The organism is Cerasicoccus frondis (genome assembly GCA_031296915.1).
Taxonomy (GTDB): domain Bacteria; phylum Verrucomicrobiota; class Verrucomicrobiia; order Opitutales; family Cerasicoccaceae; genus Cerasicoccus; species Cerasicoccus frondis.
Genome location: JAVDPC010000013.1, coordinates 50,704 through 71,045, shown reverse-complemented (window position 1 = coordinate 71,045; position 20,342 = coordinate 50,704). Strand labels below are relative to the sequence as shown.

The window sequence follows — 20,342 nt, the reverse complement described above, 5'->3', positions numbered from 1 at the left end:
GTTTATGACAAATCTAGCCTCAATGATACCACACGAATTGTTAATAATGGGTTAAGGTATGGAGGTTTTGTACAGCCCTGCCTTTCGAGAGCAATATCGCTATTAAATTAATAGGGCATTCTCAAAGGAATTTGAGGAGTCACCTTAATCGAAACTGGAACGATCGCACATTCACGTGCAGATGTTGTGATTTCTATTTGGGCTAGTTCAATGACTCCTCTAATTAGCTCGACCAAAATAGTGTCAGTATCAAGGGCGATCGTTCCGAAACCGCCATCAAAAGCAAAGAAGCTGCAAAATGGCCGTTCGCTAAATTTCGGGGATATTGTGAGCGACTGAGCTACTTTGTTGTAGGTGATTCCAGTGCAAGCTTGTAGCAGAGCGTAGCTTGCCATGGCCCGCGCATAGTAGGAACCACATTCATATTCGTTCCATGGATTGCGTGTGTAGCCGTCATAGCGCTTTCGAGTGGCGGCCACAATTTCCAGCCCTTGCTCCACTAGCCCTTCAAATATCAGGTGGCTGGCGACTTGGTATTCAATACCAGTCCAGACTTCATCTGCATAAACGAAAGGCAGCGAAGGGCGTTGCGCCTTAGGCCAGGAACAGAGAACCAGCCCTCCTTCATTGCCCAGGGCATAACCCGGACGTTCGGGGTTCACATGGTCGGTTAGGGATTGGCGAAAGTTATACCGATGAATAGCCTGTAACGATTGCTGAATTAACTCGTGGTCGAGTGTCGTTTCTAGGCTTGCTGTGTGCGCCATCCAGGCGCCAATGACGCCGTCAGACAAACAGCCCTGACCATATTGATATTTGGGGCCCTCCTTGGCCAACAGCGCTTGGTACTCTGGGTCATCGGGAGAAGAGTCTTGGAAGAAACCAGCAGACTTCGATTCGCTGGACTGCATTTGAGCAAGGTCTGCGCGTTGGATGAAATATTCGCCACTAAACAATTGCTCTCGCATGAACTTGGCCCCGCGAGAGGCAATAGCACGATATCGCTTGGATGTGACTTCGTCGCCCAATTCATTGGCGATCTCGGCCATTGCTGACAGGGCGGCGATATAGATGGAGCCACACATGCCATTGGGGCCATGGAATTCGATGTCGTAGGTATTGTGATGGGGGAGGAATAGATTACCGCGCTCCTCAGGGTCCCATGTGCGAATGCAATACTCCAAACTTCTTTGCGCAAGTGGATAGAGCGATTCAAGCCATTTACGGTCACCACATATTTGCCAATCGCGGTAGAGCTTTATCAGACCACCGAGTTGACCATCCGCGGCAGCATAACTGTGGTGCCCAGAAGTGGGGCCAGATGGTAGTGCAAAACGAAAGACGACATGCCCGTGCTCATCCATGGCATGGCGATACTCCTGCTCACGAAGTGTTCTTTCCAACTGAGGAAATAAGTGTGGCAGCGACTGCGCGTAGTTCCAGACATGCGTGCATGAACCGGGACATGACCCATAACTCACGCCACAGCCTTCCCAAGCCCAGATGTCACCGTTGTCTTGTCGCAATAGAGTTGGGGATTTGAGTATTGCGAGATTAGCAGACACTGCGTCAAGCACCACTTCGGGCAGGGTGGAGTGCGCCAGGGCATTGCGAAAACGAATCGTATCTTCGCGCAATTGGGCAATGTTCTCTTGAAGGTAATTTGCAACTTCGAGCGCGCTAGCCCATTGAGTGGAATACCAGGTTCGCCATGGAGGCGCAGGTAATTTGGTAGCCTCATCGTAGCCAGCGTGAAAGTGACCGTTGGGGAAATGCCAGGTGATGGCAATGGGGTAGGTGATGGATTCACCAGGCTGTAGCTGTCCTCGGAAGAGGAGAGAGCCGCCGTTCCAACCTTTGCATTTCTGTGCATTCGCGCCGTCGTTGGGCTGGAAATTGCCTTCCGTGAGTTCCTTCCATAGTAGAGTGATGCTGTCGAACCAAAAGCCGCGGTACCACATGGCCTTAATTTCTGGCTCATGCTCAAGGGACATCAGGCTGGCCGAACCATATGCTTCACTATTCGTATCGTGGGTATTGTAAAAATGAACGCCACGCTTTGGAATGACCTCGTTTCGACTGGTTGTATCTCTGGGCGCGTGGTGAATTTGCGCTAGGTTAGAGAGGTGGTAGGAGAACTCGTAATCGACAGGTTCACTGCTCTTGTTGGTGAGGCAGTATTCGAGGATTGCTGCCGGTGTGCCTGATGCTTTGTCGTCACTGGGAATGAATGGATTCCAGCCGGTTATTGTCGCCTGTATTGGGTAACGGTCGTCACTCAACTTTACCTGGGCAAAGGGGAAGCTGCCGGTGAACTCCGCACTTTCAAATCGTGGGAGTCCAGCAATACCGCCTCGACGATGCCCCATTACCTGAGTTCCAAATGCATAAACTTTTTCCGGCGGCATCGGTCCTTCAACGACGAGGGTGCGTCGTTCGTTGGATGCATGTTTGCAATGTATCACGCCGAAACCCACATCGTTTACGAATCCGTTGTGGTCATGCAACATCGTGGTTGCCGGTCGGTTGCGGATGGCGAAATCCTGCAGGCCGCCTTGGCCATTCATGCAGATGCAGCCGGCGCCAAGGCCACCAATTGGCAAGGCGGTTTGAATATTGTTGCGACCGCGTAGATGGCGAACGCCTGAACCGTTCAGGACGATTGGAGAATCGAACGACATAGGAGAGGGGGCAAATTTTTAGTGAACGAATTAGAGCGTGATAGCGTAGTCGTTATCTCCAGGGCGAAGCAAGGATTCCGTTATCGGATCATCACTGCACGGGATTCCGTTCAGTTCACGGCTTGGATTGCCTGTCCGCTGCCATGTGATGTTAAGGGTGAAACCGCGGTATTCACGAATGAGTGAAGCCTCTTTCCAGCTTGAAGGTATTTCGCCGCGAATCATCAGTCCATCCAGTGTGGCGCGGACACCCAGTATTCCCTCGGTCGCGGTTCTCAACGCCCAACCAGCTGAACCAGTTCGCCAGGGAAACTGAGCGCGTCCAGCATGATCACCAGATTCGGGTGATGCGTATGAATTTGTCAGGGAGAAGGGTTCTTGGCGTGAATGCGAGGGTGGATTGAGAGGGTTAATGGGCAAGACGCGGTTGAACATCTCCAGCGCGTAATCCAGTTCACCGGATTCGCAAAGCGCGTAGATCATGAAGAAACTGCCATGGCAATAATTGCCACCGTTCTCCAGGCGTCCCGGTGGAACGGCGCTGAGGTGTCCAACAGTTTCGTCGTAGCGTGTGAATGGAGGATACAGCAGGCGGAAGCCATGCACTGTGTCCAAGTGTTGTTTTGTGGCCTGGGTAACAGTTCGCTGTTGTTCATCGGTCGCGATTCCTGCAAGTATGCTCCAAGCCTGTGGCAGAAGGAAGATGAAGGCTTCTTCGTTTTCAGGAGCTCCGAGTGGCGTGCCGTCATCTTTGAAAGCCCGACTGAACCATTCGCCGTTCCAAGCAGCAGTCTGCAGTTTTTCGATGATAATTTCGCGGCGAGCTCTGTAGGTTTTTGCATCTGCATTGCGGTTAGTGAATTCGGCAATTTGAGCTAGCCTGCGCAAACCTTCTGCGAGGGCCATGGTGGTCCACACGCTCTCGCCGCGACCATCCTTGCCCACGCCTGTTAGTCGGTCATTCCAGTCGCCAAATGGCATGAGGCAAAGGCCATTGGAGCCACGCTGCTCCCAGAGGTAGTTGAGCCCTCTCTGTAGATGTTCGTAGGTTGTGCCGTTTTCGCTGGATTCAAAAAACGGAGCCGTTTCATTAAGCAGGCTTACGTCGCCTGTCTCAGCAAGGTAGGCGTGGGTGGCAAGAACCAGCCAGACGCCGCCATCGTTATAGCGGTGTTTGACAACTGGCGCCCAGCGCCTTACGGTGCTACCGTCCGCGTATTGAAAGGGTAAGCAGTCTGTTAACATCCTGCGCGCATGCTCAGGGGCGAGCTGGCAATAGGCCCAGGCATCTTGAGCGTTATCGCGAAAGCCCTTACCCCATCCGCGATTCCAGTGCGCACAGTAATTCAGCTGATGTTTGATCCATGTGTTGGCGTAGAGGTCGAACGTGGCGTCCGGTGTTTCCATGCAAGGCTTTGCGTATGCATCGGCAAAACGTTTTTTCTGAGTGGCTAAGAGCGCATGAAAGTGCTCGGTATTTAATACGCTGGTCTGGATGGATCCTGGCTCATTGCTGAGACAGATTATGAGCGGTTGGCGTGAGCAATTGGCAATTGGCCATTTTGCCGCAAAGATTGGCGTATCGATGGCGGTTGACGGCTTATCCCAGGTCTTTTCCAGAGCAACTGGCTGAGCAAGGGAACCATAGGCGCCAATGAAATCATTGCGCTCAAAACAGATCTGTGAGAAGGCGATAGATGAGCCGAGGGTTACAGTGTATTCGTCGGTGCTGGTTGAGCGGTTGACGAGAGTCGCTTGGCGTTGATCAGCAGCAGTATTAGCAACGAAGTGTGGGTTGTTGCTAAAAATCCCGTCGTTTTGTCTTAAGTCTAATTCGCTGTAGAAAATGACATCCCAGTCGCTGTCATCAGTGTTCTCCGTAATAATATCTAGCTTGAAATACTCTTGACGGAGTTCTGGGTCGACCATGTGGGTCACTTCGACAATCAGGCCCAGGCAGTTTATGCGGGTTGTGAGGTAGCCCAGGCCAAAGCGACAAGAGAAGTCCTGGTAATCTGCATGGCAGATCGGGAAATAGCCGGGGTTAAAGCATTGGCCCGTTTTTCGGTTATACAGGTAGAAATGTCGCACTCCACTCCAGTTTACGAGGATGTTTTCGCCTGAAGTCTTACGGGTATAGCAGATGCCAGCGGAAACTTGCGTTGGTTGAGCGTTAAAGTGCTGATTCCAGAGTATGTTTTTCCATGGCTTTGGTGAGCACGGAGTGGTCAGGATGAATTCTTTGTCTGGAATGTTAAAGTATCCCCATTTTTCGACAGATATTTCTTTAATCGCTTTATTTAAAAGGGTATTTGAGGTTTTATCTTTTTGATTGTTCACGTGTTTATGGAAGCATAAGTTGAACGTTATATCTAGTCAAAAATGTTGAAATGCAAATTTGAGTTATGAGTCTGGTTCTGGTGACGGAGCCGCATTGGGGTTACGATCACGGCTTGACTAGTCTAGACTCTGCTAATTGCATGTAAGTCACTCAGGTGTATTCTGCTGACCAAGCCCCGCCCTGATTCAATCATGCCTGAAAAGCGACCAACACTAAAAGACCTGATCACCAAGACCGGTTTTTCACACGGAGCAATTTCTCGCGCCTTTAATGGGCAAAAAGGAATTAGCACCGCCACGCGCGAACGAATCTTAAAGGCTGCCCGTGAGATTGGATATTATCCAAATCCTTCAGCCCGAAACTTCAAACGAGGCTACAGTGGCCGCATCGGGATTATTTTGCCCAATTTGCGTAACACAAACTACTCTGAGCTCTATGAGCAGCTTGATCGAGTGATTTCGCAAAGCGGTTCATCGTCCATACTGGCGTTGACGCATGATGATATGGAGGTTGAGGCAAACACGATTCTCCATTGGTCTGCGGGAGAGACTGATGCTTTGGTGCTTAATCCCACGCGTGCGAGTAAGAATATCGATATCTACCGGAAGGTGAAGTCATGGGGGTATCCCTTGTTGTTTCTTTATGGAAACTTGGGGGGCGATTTTGATGGAATTGGCTTTGAATACGACCACAGTATGGCGCAGGCATTGAAATATTTGCGTGATGTCGGCCATGAGTCGGTGGCCTATGTTGGGCAGATTCCGCCAGGCACAAAGCCGCTTGGTAAGTATAGTGTGTTGCTGCGGCAACTCGAGGCCGCTGGCATGAAGTTCGATGAGAAGCACTCTGTATTCAATGTGGATGGTGAGGAGGCTGGGGCGGTCGCGCTAGATCGTTGGAAACGGATGAAAAGCCACCCCACTGTTGTGGTGGCTTATAACGATTATACTGCTGGTTCCATTTATTATGAAGCTCGATACCGAGGCCTATCGATTCCGGATGACTTTTCTTTGTTAGGGAGCGATGACGTTGCCGAAGCAAAGCTCATTGGGCTGTCAACGATTCGTATGGACAGACAGGCATTGGCGTCGGAGGTCTTACAGATGTTGCAGACGCGGATGGAGGATGCGGAGGAGCCTCCGCAGTATACATCTTTGCGATGTGAGCTGGTGCTTCGTGATACGCTGGGGCCAGTGCCTCGGCCAAAATAAGATTTCGCGCTGGTCTGTAGGCTGAGTTTCTAGTTCGTGGATGTCGCCACACTGGGATCGGTGTAGTCCGCAATTATTTTTATGCGAACGGATGATCGGCCGAGTTCTTCCCGTGGGACCATTAGCACAAGTTTTCGAGCATTGGCTTGATTGACCCAGCGAGACGCGTAGAGCCTCTTGTTTTCCGGATCGGTCAGTTCGACTAGTTGGATCGTCAGGCTGGGATCTGGTGTGGAGGTTGGGTCTATCGTTTTACCAGCCTTAGGGGCGATGGTGAAAGTTTGCTTTCCTAAGCGACCGGCGATGTTTTTGTCCGTCCAGTTCATGAATCGATATGATCCCGGCGGGCAAGTGTTTACACTGTCATCTAGAACCAAAATTTTATAGGAAGCGCCTCCGTTTTGTGATCGATTCTTTGTGAAAATGAAGAGTGGTTGTTTGATTGAATCAGGGACATTGGCGCTTACGGCTGGCGTATAGGATTCCGTGTTGTTTGCGCCCGTTTGCTTCGAGTAAAAGGTGATTGGATTTCCTCCGGCGTGCCAGAAGGGTTCGGTCCTTGCGGTGGAATATAAATTGATTGGCGCGTAGTGATCTCCCTCTCGACGATACAGCTCATTTTTAATGCTGCCTTCCCAGGAAATCGCACGATAGTGGTAGCCCGCAGTCGCATCGCTTTGCCCGAATGAGGTGAGTGGGGTGAAAATGAGCAAGAATAAGGCGATGTATTTAATCATAGGATAATGCTTAGACATCATTGGATTGCAGCCAGCGGAATGACAGGATTTTGAAGCGTCGCCCAAAGTTTTGGTTTTCGTTGGAGAGTAGCTCGGGTGCGATCCAGGGCTCTTGTTCTGTTCCATCGGGAGCCGTACTTTCGATGTATTCAGGTATACGCTGAACGACGGCCTCGCACCAGGCTTTCGCTTTTATTTCGTGAGTATACGGGTCAACTGTTTCGCCATAGGATCGAATGATGAAGGTGTCTGAGCGGACTGACAGAATGGGAGCCAAGGGCGCGAGGAGATCGCCTTGCATGAGAAAGCCAGGTATGCCGGCGGCAGATTCATCGAAGGCGTGGTCTGGAGCTACGTAATTACGTTCATGTTCTGGCTGTGAGCCGGCGTTGCTCTTAACTTCGGCATTGATATCTGCCAGTTCGATTGCAGCTTGTAGAGCGCCTTGTAGCCCGAGGTTGTCGATGTCATCATCTTCGTCAATGAGTTTACGGTTGACGAAATCGGCGTATGATTTGAAGGGGCCGCGCAGCTTGACTTGTTGAACAATTGCCTCTGCGAGGTTGTTAATTTGGTCGTCGGTCAAATTGTTCCAACCTTTCCAGGGGTTGGCGTCTGAATCGGAGAAGCTGTCCATATTGAGCGGAATCGAAAGGCGTGACCAGACTGAGTTGTCTAAGCGTGGATCGCTACTTAGTGCGGTAACGGATCCGTCGGTATTGACTCGGGCGATTGCTTGGTTGCGAAGACTGTGTAGGAGTACTGCCCATGCTTCGGCGCTGGTAGAGTTAACATTGAACTGACCGATGACGGAAAGTAATGCGGCAGTTTTGAGGTAGGCGTCATCGGCTAAGCGGTGGTTAATGACTAGTTCGTCTTTGAGGTCGTCGCCCGCAATGTCGATATTGGTCACGATACGTTGGTTCAGAGATAGCCTTGAGCCGTTATCGAAATGATCTTCAATGACTTCTTCGACACTGCGAGTTTCTGCATAGGTCAATGCTCCATAGTTTACTTCGGGCACGATTCCGGACATGAAATAGTTATCAAAAAGCGCCTCATTGGCGAGGTAGGAGACGTCGGATAGGGTGTAGCGACCGACGCCTGAACGATCCGTTTTGAGTTCGCGATTGATTAATGGAGAGGCTCGTGAATTTCCGATCGCAAGGCTTGGGGTGAAGTACGACGGGGATATGTCGGCATGTCTCAAGTCGCCCAAAGAGAGAGGGGGGGTAGTTGGAATGTCGAAGAATGGGGTGTGGGTGTGTCCAGTGCTCGCGTCGAGTGATGAGCCCCAGTAGACGTTGGTTCCGTCTGGGATGTTGCTATCGCTGAGATCGATGGACCCAGGGGTGCTCATGCGGGTGTCGAGAAAGACTTCGTCCCCACTGGCTATTTGCTGATTGGCGAACTTGCGGTTGGTGAGGAGACCTCTTATGTTAAGTGTGGCGCCTAGATTCGTTGGTCTGGCAGCGGTTTCGACCGTTCGGGTATACATATCAAATAGCCCGAGAGGTATTTCTACTGATGATGATGGAAATGTGGTTGCGGTAATGGGAACTTCTTCGAACACATCGCTAACATTGGTTATGCCTTCAACATTAACATAAGGTTGCATATTATACAAGTGGTCGTGGATGCTGGAGTCGGAAAGGCCATCGTAGGCGTCCTCGAGGTCTGAGCCTTCGGTCAGGTGATACATCTGTAGGGCGAAATTAGGCGAATCGAGCGTGCCTAAAGTCATTTGGACAACACCATTTTCAATGTCTGACATGGCAATTGTTTCCCAGGTTATGTTTTCAACATCTTGCATAACGCCATCTGCATCGGCTTCTTGTGAGATGCGTTTTCGCATGAATTGGTCAGCGCTGATGCCGCCAAACGGATTCCATCCCTCGACCAAGTTGATGCGAGGGACAAAACGGTTTTGCGACGATTCTTTAAGTTTTTGCGGCTCATTGCCTGCAATCGAAAAAACTTTGGATTCACCTGGTTCGAGGATTGTGGGGTCGTTTATGGTGGTTTCATCGCCATCCATAATATACATACGCATGTAGGTGGTGACTGCATTTGCGCTGCTGCCGCCACTCATTAGGGCAGGCTTAAAGTAATACGTCGATTGTTCGTCCGTATCGCCATCGGTAAAAGTTAGTTCTGTGTTTAACTGGAAATCGAGCTTATTGAAAAGGACGGCGATACAATCAAACTCCAGCGCGACATTGTAAGGATTCCACAGAATTACCATTGGCTTAATCACATAGTTCAGGTTGCCGGAACTGTCTTTGGTTAGGGTAAAGAGCAACATGAAGCGCTGTATGACGGGGCTGATCTGCATTTCGACTGGAAAGGGGACGGCGCCATACTGATGTAGTCTGTTGACGAAATGATCGTTGCGGCGTGTATCTCCATTACCGTCTAGTGGCATTAAGGTGATGTAATTATACTTGTTGCCAATTTCGATTCGATTAGGCCGCATGCCCTGTGTGCGCAGGGTTGGTTGCAGTGTGCGAGACGGTATTTCTTTATAGAGTCTATAATAGTTCCGCAGCACGTCCCAGGTCGGTCCCCGGACCAGCGCGCCATCATCAGGATACTCTTCGACGTAAAGGAAGCTGACGTCAGTGGCGGTTGGGATGGTTAAGTCGTCCGCAAATTCTGATTGACGAAAGTTGGCGTCATCCATCTCAAAAACCAAGGAAAGGTCTTTTTTCAAACCGCCGTTAACCACATTGGTTTGAAGGCCTTGAGATACGGTTGTGAGATTGTGGTAGTGCTTGCGCGAGGAAGTGATGTCCGGCAAGTTGCCAGCAACTGCCAAGCTGAGGTCGGAGTAGATTTGAGAACGTTCGATGCGCCCAATGGTGTCGGCATCGTCCATATCGACACTGGAGAAGTCGCTAAGCGAGTTGAAGCCGTTTACGTTCACCGTGCTCAGATTCATCCGCCCTTCGGACGTTTGTGGCGCAGAAGACCAACCAGACTGAGTAGGGGCAAGGTTTACGCGAGCCTTCAGGCCTTCGTCGCTGACGGCATAGGCGTATTTTCCCACCAAAATGCCATCTCGCTCAATGTCGACCTTGGGCGCCCCAACGAGGTCATCGGGCAGTTCATTGTCATTTTCGTCAATGTCCAGGTCGACAGAGTTTGCTCCTACTAAGATGGCGTCGTTAGTTGAAATACTTTCGCCGTATCGGTCCCAGGATGGTGTCCACTCGTCTGGTTGCATGTCACCAGATACTAGCCAAACTGGAATATCGAGTTCCGGGTCGGTGATGGTTGTATCCCAAACGCCTACCCAATTTCGCACTTCGCGGTCGGCTCCAATGATATCCGCAGATGCTGTAATGCGTTGGTCCGGCCCTGCTTCTTTTTGCAATTGGCCCAGTGCTATTTGTAGTCCCAGTAATGCATTGGATCTTGCTGTGGCGAGGGACTCCTTTTGTTCTGTCGTGCTCAGTTCGACGCTGGTGAAGGTCGCCATGGAAAGTGCGAGGATTAGCATGAGGCTCATCAGCGTCATTGCGATGATCAGACTAAACCCTCTACGCTTTTTGAACGCGCGTGGCTTGGGGGTGGATTTTTGGGCAAGCATGGGATTGGGGGTTGAGGCAATTGATGCCGCAAATGCTATATTTCTCAGTTTAGAATGTTAACGTTATATCTGTTTTCGTCAAGGAGCATCCAAATTTCGCTTTGGGCGCCTTGAGGTGTGTCGCTAATTCTTACCAATTGTCGGATTTGAAGGGGGCTACTGGAATGCCGGATTCGGTTTTTAGATTGTTGAGTGGGAATTCACCGTAGGCGTATCGGACGGCTACGGGGCTGCTAACTTCGTCGCTCCAGACTTTGATTTGATTCCCTTGAATCGCTGCTTCTGCCCAGTGGAACTTTTGATTTTCACCAGCGATTGCAAAGCCCTTAATTGGTTCATCAACGGGTGTGGATAAAGGCTCGTCCATGTCTTTTAATGAGACTATGATTGCCTTTCCATCTATGCTGATGGTGTCCAGCTTCGGGCTTTTGAAGTGGACGTCCTTATGGTAAACGCCCCCGGCTACTGTTTTGTAAATCCTTGGCTCCAGCCGTGTTTTGTTATTCGGATGAATGTCCGCATCGCCGATATCTATGCTGACGACCATATAGGTTTCGGGCAGGGCTAGCGCAGCAGCTTGAGAGTTGCGAAGGTCTCCCCAGAAACTGTTGGCTTGTGGCTGTTTAGATGGTTCACGATAGGCAGGTAGTTGAACAAAAATGAAGGGCAAATCTGGCTTTTTCCATCGTTCTCGCCAACTCGTGATCATGGCGGGAAAGAGTTCTCCGTATGGTTCGGGTTGGTATGCATTGCTTTCCCCCTGATACCAGACTATGCCGCGTATCGCATAGGGAATAATCGGGCTGAGCATGCCATTATAAATGCGAGTTGGAGTTTCTTGGATGTTGCGGACGTAGTTTTTGCTCTCTTTGTCTTTGGGCTGCTTTTTGAAGGCTTCGAAGCTGTCGGGAAGCGCCTCCATGCGGTCCGCCCATTCTTCTAAAATTATTCGAAACTCAGGACGACTCTCCAATACCTCTTTGGGTAACCAAGCCTCGACTCGTGAACCTCCCCAGGCTACTTGAATGATTCCAACTGGGACATCTAGTTCATTGGATAAATCGCGCCCGAGCATGAGTCCAATTCCTGAGATGTTGTTGATTGCGCGCAGGTTATCGGCTACGATTGGAGTCCATCTGCCCGATGCGTCAAAAATTGGCTCAGGGGGAGTTTCCTTACCGACACGGAAATAGCGAAAATTCGGATAATTTAAGTCATCGAGTAGGGTGGGATCCTCCTTGTCCCTCACGTGAAACGCGTAAGTTTCCATGTTGGATTGCCCTGCGCAAAGCCAGACTTCTCCTACTGCGATATTCTTTAGCGTAATGGCGTTTTCTCCCGTGATGCGCATTTCGCTGCCGTCCTGAGCCTGCATCGGTTCGAGCCAAACACTCCAGGAGCCTTCTGAATCAGCTTCCGTCTTCAGGGTCTGCCCGTTGAACTCCACTGTAACGCTCTCCTGTGGGCTTGCCTTGCCCCAGACTGGCGCTGGCATGTGCTGTTGCAGCACAGCCCCGTCGCTAAATAGAGAAGGTAGTTCTATGCGCGCAGATAGGGGAAAGGTGAATGCTAATGCTAGCAGACCAGTCGTGCTGTGGTAGAGGCGACTTCTGTTAGATGGGCTAAGTGGGGGCATTGATAACTTCATTCGAAATAAGTCTGTCACAGAACAATGAAATACTTTAACGTTCACGTCGATGACAATCGAGGCCCAATTTTACCATTAAAATGAATTCATATCTTCTTAACGCTTTAATGCTAAAATGAGCTTTCGTTGGCTGGCGTGACTAAACGGGTCTAACGAATTTAGCGTCCTTTTACCCTGCAAATTGAATAACCCCATATCTTATGGCTTTTAATATCCCCTGTGTGCAACATACGCTTCGCCTTATAATCCTCTCCGTGGGAGTTCTGTTTGGCGGCGCTACTGTCTATGGCGTTAGTAGCAGTGATTTTGAGCTGCGTGAGCGTAATGGCATGAATTATAATTTATTTGTGCCTTATGGCGACGATGCGCCTGAACCGGAGCATCAGTACCCTCTGGTTATATATTTACATGGATTGGGAGGAGGACGCAATCCGACGCAGCCTGTTAGCGGTAACCAGAGCTATTTCCGACTGGCGGAAGACCCTGATAATCCAACGTTTATCATCGCGCCCGTATCCGGAGGTGAAGGCTGGTGGGGGAGTTATGTTGATGATATCGCTGCGCTTGCAGTGGAGCTCCAAGCGGAGTTTCCGATCGACCCGGACCGTGTATATGTGACTGGGGTCTCGGCCGGTGGACAGGGGACTTGGCTTTGCTTGGAGTATGATAGCTCAGTCTATGCTGCTGCCGTGCCCATCTATGGGGGTAAGTTGGGAGATGGGGATAGTGTGGAAAAGTTTTCCCACATTCCGATCTGGTGCTTTCATGCGGCTGACGATGGTGTTGTGAGCGTCGGTAATTCTGACACAATGATCGATTTCCTGCGCCGCGATGGAGGCACTCCGATTTACACGCGTTATGCTTCTGGTGGACACAGCGTTAGTGGTTCTGCTTATTCGACAACTCTAATGCGTGAGTGGTTGTTTGCTCAGCGGCGTGGAGCGCCTACCGATGACCACCTTCCTCGTGTCGAGATTGACGAGGCAACCGGAGAGCCGAAGTATATTTCGGGGAATGCTTTTGATAGCAGCGGTGTGGCTTACGATGTGGAAGATGGCAATTCGGTTGCATCAGTTGAAGTAATTAACTATCGAGGCGGCTCTTTGAGTGCAGCGGGTGATGGCGTGTGGTCTGCGAGTGGGATTCCGCTTCGATATGGAGGTGAGAACTTGATTCAGTACATCGCCACAGGTTCCAGCTATAATAGTTCCCGTGGGGGGCAGACGACTTTTTCGGCGGTGGATGTGGTTTTTGCGTCGGATCCGTCCAATGATGAGCAGGCGCCGGACGTTGTGATTAATGATGCAACTGGGAGTTTGGTATGTGAAGGGGTTTCCTGTAGCATCCAGTTGATGGGGCGAGCGATGGATGCCATCGGTGTAACGGCAGTTGAATGGTCAAATAATCGAGGTGGCAGTGGTGCTGCAACGGGTCTTGAGGATTGGGTTGTATCGGATGTCCCAATCACTACAGGATCGAATGTCATTACGGTATTTGCGACTGACTCAGCTGGAAATATTGGCGTCGCTTATATCGTAATCGACAACGGCGCCCCATCCAATCAACCACCGCAGGTATCATTGGGAGATGGAATGGAAGTATACTTACCTGTAAACTCAGTGGCTATTGAGGGAAGCTTGGCTGACGACGGGCGCACTGCTGTTCAAGTTCAGTGGTCTAAAGTCAGTGGGCCTGGCGAGGTTAGTTTTTCCGCACCTGGCGATTTGGCGACGGATGTAACCTTTTCGGAGACGGGAATATATATTCTGCAACTACTGGTCGATGATGGAGACTGGTCTGATTCGGCGCAGATTGAAGTCGTAGTCCAACCGGCGCCAGGCGCCTTGGTCATCGCAGTTAATTGCGCTGGAGATGAATATACCGCCATAAATGGCGAGGTTTTTCAATCTGACAGCTTTGTGAGTGGCGGTAACGGCGGGAATCTCTATAAGGATATTTTGGGGACAGAGGATGATGTGCTCTATGGACGATATCGCTATAACGACTTTACCTACAGCATGCCGGTGGCTCCAGGAAGCTACGTAGTCGATCTTTATTTTGCCGACGCCAGCTTAACGCGTATGTTTGATCTCTTTGTAGAGGGTTCGTTAGTGCTGCCGGAATTTAGTCCTGCCAGTGAGGCTGGCATCAGGGTTGCCACATCCAAGCGTTACACTGTTTCCGTGGCAGATGGAGCTTTGGATATCACTGTTGGCGAAATCTTTGAAGGTCCAATGCTTAGCGCATTTTCAATTCGTGAAGTAGGGATTGGCGGAGTTGTCGCAAATTTGCCTCCATCTGTTAGCGCTGGCACTGATATTGTCCTTCTGCTGCCGACGATGTCGACTACGCTGAGTGGTGTCTTGAATGATGATGGATTGCCCGATGATGGTGTATTGACTTATCAATGGACTCAGGTTTCTGGTCCAGAAGCAGTGACCTTTGCGGATGATGCATCGCTGCAAAGCAGCGTTACCTTTCCGACTGCGGGAGACTACGTGTTGCGTTTGTCTGCTAGTGATGGCGAGTTGAGTGGCTCGGATACCATCACTGTTTCGCTACGCCAGAGTGGCGCTTCAGGAGAAGTGATTGCTGCTGTTAATTGTGGAGAATTTAATACGCCATATGCTTCGGAATCAGAGCTGGCGGAGTTTTCAGTCGATGACTTTTATGAAGGAGGGAGCGCTGCTGGGGTGACTGCCGATATTGCCGATACGGAAGATGATACTCTCTTTCATCGGTATCGATATGGAAATCACCGTTACGAGATACCTGCCACCGATGGGGGCGAGTATACTGTCACTCTATTCTTTTCGGATAATGGCTCTGCCGGGACGCGGGTCTTTGACGTATTGATCGAAGGCGAAACCGTATTGGATGGATTCGACATTCGCGCTGAGGTCGAACGCAATACCGCTCTGCGCAAAACGTTCACACCAACAGTTAATGACGGTTTCCTTTCCATAGAGTTACGCAATGTAACTGGTAATGGTAAAATAAACGCGATACTGGTGGCACGGGCGGCGCCCGTTCAGGAAGGTGGCATGGCTGATTGGCTGGACGGCTATGGCTTGCAAGGTGGCGACCGAGAGCCGACCGCAGATCCAGATCATGACGGCCTCATGAATATCGAAGAATATCTGGTGGATAGTGATCCAACGTTGCAGAGTGAAAGGACAATATTTGGTGAGGTCTATGATGAGAACGATTTGCGTCACCTTACACTTCAGCTAACATACAATACTGAAGTGGACGATGTGGTTGTTGAGTTTGCTGAATCCTCGAACTTGATAGACTGGGATGTTGTCTCAACGATACAAGGTATGGTCATAACTGGTGGCAATGTCATTGGGGATACCAGCAATGGCGCTATGCGGACGGTGACAGTCATGTCCTCCGTCGGTATGCCAGATTCGTCAAGTCGCTGTTTCATGCGAGTGAACTTACGCATGGCGGATGATTGATTTAAAAAAAGCCCCTCTCGTTGCGACAAGAGGGGCTAGCCTGAACTTTTATATTCAAGTTGTCATGGGTTGGCCGGAAGTTCCACATCTTGCTCGACCAAGCGCATAATATTTTCCGCAGGTTGTAAATGCCATGCGGGTAAGGCTGCCCACGGATGGCAGCGTGTATCCTTCGGGCTGCCTTCAAATGTTTCCCACCAAGTTGTTGTATCTGGGTCTTTGCTCATGCCAGACCAAGCTTCTTGGATCAGCGGCAATATCTGGTCGTCAAGGCCGGTCATGCCGAGAGCTTCGGCGTAGTATGTCCAAAAGTAGGGGGTGCATTGGCAAAGCTTCGGATCATGGCGTTGCTCGACGAGCTTGGTCATGAGTTCTCTGGCATGGTTGCCGTCTGTAATGCCACTAAGGATCGCAAGTATTTGTGACTGCGCGCTCCATCCTTTTAATGAGCCGTCTTCATCATCCAGGCAGTCAGCATAGAACTTGGTTTGATCATTCCAGTAAAGTTCGTGGCAGCGACTACGGATTCGCGCGCTATCGAGGATCGATGTATCGAGTGAATGCAGGTAGTTAACAGACTCTGCAGATTTGATAAATGCTTCGATGGCAATAATGAGGAAGGCATTCAACCCGAGTTGTCGTCTGGAGCGCTCCAGGCCGGGATGGGAAAACGGATGCCAAAGGCCAGGGTGGTCAATGAAAGTAATTTGAAAATTCCCTCCGGGATAATTTTCCAGAACGGTTGGATCTGCCTCTACCAGGCCACAGCTGTTAATCGATTTTTGAAACCATTTTAGGGTGCGCTCTGCGATAGGTAGGGCATTCAAGACAACATCCTTTCGCTCTGGAAGTACGCGGCGATAGATATCGACACCCCAAACGTAAATCAGGCAGAAATCGAGTAGAAAATGAGGTGGGAGAAGGCTTGAGAATACCGCTGATGGCATCAAGCCGTTATCGCACTGCGCTTTACCAGTTGCTTCCAAAAAATGCTCCAGAAAGGATGGCTCATTAAATAATTTGTAGATCCAGAGCGAATTCCACAAACCGTCTGCAATGAAGAGAGCTTGCTCTCGAGTGGGGCAGTCAGTGCAGGTTTCTTGCGTCGAAACTTGAATGGTGCGAATGCTATTGTCCCAGAGTCGCTGCAGTTCTGCATCTTGAGAATGAAATACCACCGAGGGCGTGATATCCGCCTGTCTTCTCCATACGCCGAACTTCTTTAAGTGTATTGGGTCTTCCTGCGGACGCAACACGATGAGCAAGTAGCGAAAGCCATTGTAATTCAGCGTTCTAAATTCGCTGCTATTATCTGATGCGAACCATCTTGTCGCATACTCTGCGTTGCCTCGAAATGCCCAGGGGCGTCCATCGCGAAGCAATTCTGCGCCATAGTGGTCAACGATGCCTGACTTAGCTTCAATGGTGAATTCAGTTTGGCCGACCATCTGTTCGCCGAGGTCAAACACTAGAGCGAGTCCGCCGTCACTGGGTGAAATTGTTATTCCTTTGCCTGAGTCCCATGCGACTTGGTAAGGGGCAATGTCAATCATCTCCCAAGGCTCTTCATCCAGAATTTTACCGAGCTGTCCTTCGCCAGTGTCGTTGATCGGCGCCTTGGATGAAACTTTAGCGACCGCCAATAACTTCTTTGCTGGTTCAGTCCATTCGCGCAAAGCCGGTGTTTTTCTGGGTGTTAGAGTCGCTGCATTGCGATTTACTGTAGCCGCCTGTCGCCATGCTTCGTCGTTAAAGCCGTGGTTTTGCCAATTGGTCGGATGCTTGCTGGCATCAAATTGTTCCATCCATCCAGTTGCCCAGGTGCGGCGTAGTTCAGTATGGAGCCAGCCTCCTTGAGGAAGGTAGCGCCAGTTTTCTGCGGGTATGTCAATTGGTGTCCAGTCGCCATTGCGCTGTCCGATAAGGCGAACCCAGAGTCCAGCGTCTGGGTTTGGATGGCTTTGGGTGGCAACACCATAATAATGAACGATGACCGATAGCGTAAGGCATCCGCCCTTGGCGCTTACCTGGTATCCATCGACGGCGTTATCGGGCCAAGGTGTTGGGCACGGTCCTTGTCCGAGGTAGTTCCCATTGGACCAAGCATAGTATCTTGTTTGCGAGGTTAATTGAAATGATAGTTGTTCATACGAATCTAGATGATCAATTTTTGCCCGAAAGAGAATTGTCTGATTCGGGTGGGTTTTATCGGACCAGATCCAAGTAGGAGAACTGGGGAATGGGATTTTTGTTAATGCGTGGTTCATGGTTAGCTGATCGCTGTTTGCCGCTCTTTATGAGTTGAGTCGCGCGGTGTGCTATTCTCCGCTTACGGTTTGCCAGGCGACTTCCTGTAAGTAGTTTGCATCTTCTTCGCTGACTGTGGATAGAGGCGGCAAGCCTCGTGGGTCTGCATCGTAAATGACCGAATAGATGACGAGTGCATTCAAATAGCTGCCGCGAGTTTGAGCATGGTAACGATCTTTAGCATATAGGTTGAAGTCTGGACGTTTCTCTTGTGAGAGTTCCCAAGCGTCACCAACTGGGATTAATGTCGCATCGATTAGATTGGCGGCTTCTTGGTAGCTTTCGCGGAGTTCAGCATACATTTGCTTGGGCCCCTCGGGAAATTGATTGAAGTAAATGTTGTGAGTTGGACCTCGGGCCCAGGTTTGAAAAAGATATAGCTTGGCCTTGGGATTGTTGCTTTTGACGATCTTTGCGATCTTTTCAACGCATTCAAAGAATGTGTCTTTGTTGCCGTGGTCGCCACTGTCGGCGCTGGTTGGCACCGTGCTAAACTCCTGAAGCACCACGCCGGTCCATTTGTTTTTGTTGATGTGGAAATTCCACTTCCGGGAATCCTTTAAGTGGTCTTGGAGGGAGTAACCTGCTTGCGTGCACTTCTCGACATAGGGCTTTTCATGGCCAGCGGATTCCGCCAGCAGTGCAACCATGCCGGGCACGCCATTTAATTTAGTCGTATCGGGGTCGCCTGAGCCGATTGTAAAGCTGTTGCCGATGAATAGATACTCTGGGCTTCCTGCTTGGGTTAGCTTTGTGCTGCAAAGTATTAGGGTGAGTATTAGTAAAATTCTAGTGGCTCCGTTAAGGCCGTAATTGCTTGGTGGCTTTCTATTATGCATGTAATCTTATATTTTTGATTAATTAAAACCCGATGGATGCGCCGCCATCCACGGTAAGTGTCGTGCCGGTTATGAAGGAGGCGGCTGGCGAGCAAAGATATAGCGCGGCCCATCCTATTTCGCTCGCTGCGCCTAGTCGTTTAAGGGGGGTGCGTTGGAGAATTCGTTCTTTACGGTCTGGATCCGCTTCGAGGGCGCGTTGCAGCATGGGCGTTTCAATCCAGCCAGGGGCAATCGCGTTCACGCGAATCCCGTGAGGCGACCATTCGGAGGCCAGGCTTCGAACATATCCCAGGATTGCGGATTTTGCACTCGCATAAGCGCAAACGTTGGGAAGGCCGATGTATGAAGCCATCGAGGCAATAAAGAGCAGATTTCCCTGATGCTTGCGCAAGGGGGCTGCTGCTGCTATTGATAATGCATGTGCTCCAATCAGGTGGGTTTGCAGGACGGAAGTCAGTTCCTCAGGGCTGGTCTCTAAGGCTGGCGCTTTGAGGTGGATGCCGGCGCAATGGACAATGCAGTCTAGTCGTTGGTGCTTTTGGATGACCTTTTGAATGAGGCCTTCTGCCGTGTTGGATGAGGAAACGTCAAATTGCTCGTAGTCGAATCGCTCTTGGTAAATTCCAGCAACGGTTTTCAGGTTATCTCGGTTACGGGATGCAATGATCACGTGAGCGCCGGCGGCATGAAAGCATTCGGCGATTGCTCGTCCTATACCGGACCCACCGCCAGTGATCAGCGCGACGCGTCCGCTGAGAGAAAAAGCTTGTTCAATCTGTGTTGGAAGCATTGGTGATGTTGGGGGTGGGGTCACATTATGCCAAAGGTGTCCCAAGCCTCGCGGGTTGACATACCTGCTTCAATGGCGTCTCGGACCTTGTTCTCGCCAGTGGCCTTTTCGTAAGCTGCCGCCAATATGTCGTTTTCGATTTTTTTCGGGATGACGACGACGCCGTCTCTGTCTCCGAATAGGATGTCTCCTGGTTCGACTTGTACATTATTGCTAAATCTCAGTGTGCAGCGATAGTCAATGACTCGCCCTCGCATGCCCTGATCTTGAGCGTAAGTTCCGCTGGAGAATGTTGGAAAACCGAGGTTGAGAATTCCGTTTGTATCGCGGGAGAAGCCATCGACAATCGCGCCTACTGCGCCGAGCCTTAGCGCGCGCGTGCTCATCAATTCTCCCCAAAGGGCGTAGTTATGAGATGAGCCGGTGCAAACGTAGATTTCGTTCGGCTTTAAGTCATCCAATGCATCGAACATTAGGCCGAATGGTTTGGCTTTGCCTTCAGCACGTACTTGCTGCTCGAAGCAGTCGGCCTCAAGGACCGTCATGGCGCGGCCGATCGTGACCATTTTAGGGTCGAGGGGGCGAATGTGCGGCGGGAGGAATTGGTGCAAATAGCCTGCTGCATCGAGGACATCGCCCACCACTGCCGTGAACAGTGTTTGCTTGGCTAATGAGAATTTTTCAGTGTCAGAAAGTGTTTTCCAGTGATCGCTTGTATTCATTAAAATA

General features: G+C 50.4%; 11 protein-coding genes. 2 read left to right on the top strand and 9 right to left on the bottom strand.

Annotation, left to right across the window (positions count from 1 at the left end; all coding sequences use genetic code 11):
- Positions 1-107: 107 nt before the first annotated feature.
- Both RBB63_RS11710 and RBB63_RS11705 read right to left on the bottom strand, forming a co-directional pair.
- The gene (locus tag RBB63_RS11710) at positions 108-2,681 is read right to left on the bottom strand and encodes a GH116 family glycosyl hydrolase (RefSeq protein ID WP_309384389.1); all 2,574 of its coding nucleotides are present in this window, start codon (positions 2,679-2,681) and stop codon (positions 108-110) included.
- 30 nt (positions 2,682-2,711) lie between these two features.
- Complete coding sequence (locus tag RBB63_RS11705; RefSeq protein ID WP_309384387.1) at positions 2,712-5,021, bottom strand: GH36-type glycosyl hydrolase domain-containing protein; 2,310 nt, start codon at positions 5,019-5,021, stop codon at positions 2,712-2,714.
- 192 nt (positions 5,022-5,213) lie between these two features.
- Here RBB63_RS11705 and RBB63_RS11700 point away from each other — a divergent pair, with 192 nt between their 5' ends.
- Entirely contained in the window at positions 5,214-6,233 is a 1,020-nt protein-coding gene (locus tag RBB63_RS11700) for a LacI family DNA-binding transcriptional regulator (protein ID WP_309384385.1), read from the top strand.
- A gap of 29 nt (positions 6,234-6,262) precedes the next feature.
- On the opposite strand, the gene RBB63_RS11695 is transcribed toward RBB63_RS11700, so the two are convergent.
- From RBB63_RS11695 to RBB63_RS11685, 3 genes are all read right to left on the bottom strand, one after another.
- Positions 6,263-6,970, bottom strand: a complete 708-nt coding sequence (locus tag RBB63_RS11695; protein ID WP_309384383.1) for a hypothetical protein — start codon at positions 6,968-6,970, stop codon at positions 6,263-6,265.
- A 10-nt stretch (positions 6,971-6,980) separates the two neighbouring features.
- The gene (locus RBB63_RS11690) at positions 6,981-10,562 is read right to left on the bottom strand and encodes a hypothetical protein (protein ID WP_309384381.1); all 3,582 of its coding nucleotides are present in this window, start codon (positions 10,560-10,562) and stop codon (positions 6,981-6,983) included.
- Positions 10,563-10,692: 130 nt separating this feature from the next.
- Positions 10,693-12,057, bottom strand: coding sequence for a sialate O-acetylesterase (locus tag RBB63_RS11685; protein WP_309384379.1), 1,365 nt, complete (start codon positions 12,055-12,057; stop codon positions 10,693-10,695).
- A gap of 353 nt (positions 12,058-12,410) precedes the next feature.
- Here RBB63_RS11685 and RBB63_RS11680 point away from each other — a divergent pair, with 353 nt between their 5' ends.
- A complete protein-coding gene (locus tag RBB63_RS11680; RefSeq protein WP_309384377.1) occupies positions 12,411-15,674 on the top strand; it encodes a malectin domain-containing carbohydrate-binding protein in 3,264 nt (1,087 codons plus the stop codon).
- Between the two features lie 62 nt (positions 15,675-15,736).
- Here RBB63_RS11680 and RBB63_RS11675 read toward each other — a convergent pair whose 3' ends face one another.
- Genes RBB63_RS11675 through RBB63_RS11660 form a run of 4 tightly spaced genes read right to left on the bottom strand, consistent with a single transcriptional unit; the run spans position 15,737 to position 20,335 of the window.
- Positions 15,737-17,941, bottom strand: coding sequence for an alpha-L-rhamnosidase-related protein (locus RBB63_RS11675; protein WP_309384375.1), 2,205 nt, complete (start codon positions 17,939-17,941; stop codon positions 15,737-15,739).
- A gap of 51 nt (positions 17,942-17,992) precedes the next feature.
- Entirely contained in the window at positions 17,993-18,820 is an 828-nt protein-coding gene (locus RBB63_RS11670) for an SGNH/GDSL hydrolase family protein (RefSeq protein WP_309384373.1), read from the bottom strand.
- A gap of 22 nt (positions 18,821-18,842) precedes the next feature.
- The gene (locus RBB63_RS11665; protein ID WP_309384371.1) at positions 18,843-19,613 is read right to left on the bottom strand and encodes an SDR family NAD(P)-dependent oxidoreductase; all 771 of its coding nucleotides are present in this window, start codon (positions 19,611-19,613) and stop codon (positions 18,843-18,845) included.
- A gap of 20 nt (positions 19,614-19,633) precedes the next feature.
- Positions 19,634-20,335: an RraA family protein gene (locus RBB63_RS11660; protein ID WP_309384369.1), complete on the bottom strand. Its 702-nt coding sequence runs from the start codon at positions 20,333-20,335 to the stop codon at positions 19,634-19,636.
- Between the last annotated feature and the right edge of the window lie 7 nt (positions 20,336-20,342).

Coding starts and splice junctions, on each gene's coding strand:
- RBB63_RS11710 (WP_309384389.1), bottom strand. CDS start 2,681: ATGTCGTTCGATTCTCCAATCGTCCTGAACGGTTCAGGCGTTCGCCAT.
- RBB63_RS11700 (WP_309384385.1), top strand. CDS start 5,214: ATGCCTGAAAAGCGACCAACACTAAAAGACCTGATCACCAAGACCGGT.
- RBB63_RS11695 (WP_309384383.1), bottom strand. CDS start 6,970: ATGATTAAATACATCGCCTTATTCTTGCTCATTTTCACCCCACTCACC.
- RBB63_RS11690 (WP_309384381.1), bottom strand. CDS start 10,562: ATGCTTGCCCAAAAATCCACCCCCAAGCCACGCGCGTTCAAAAAGCGT.
- RBB63_RS11685 (WP_309384379.1), bottom strand. CDS start 12,057: ATGCCAGCGCCAGTCTGGGGCAAGGCAAGCCCACAGGAGAGCGTTACA.
- RBB63_RS11680 (WP_309384377.1), top strand. CDS start 12,411: ATGGCTTTTAATATCCCCTGTGTGCAACATACGCTTCGCCTTATAATC.
- RBB63_RS11675 (WP_309384375.1), bottom strand. CDS start 17,941: ATGAACCACGCATTAACAAAAATCCCATTCCCCAGTTCTCCTACTTGG.
- RBB63_RS11670 (WP_309384373.1), bottom strand. CDS start 18,820: ATGCATAATAGAAAGCCACCAAGCAATTACGGCCTTAACGGAGCCACT.
- RBB63_RS11665 (WP_309384371.1), bottom strand. CDS start 19,613: ATGCTTCCAACACAGATTGAACAAGCTTTTTCTCTCAGCGGACGCGTC.
- RBB63_RS11660 (WP_309384369.1), bottom strand. CDS start 20,335: ATGAATACAAGCGATCACTGGAAAACACTTTCTGACACTGAAAAATTC.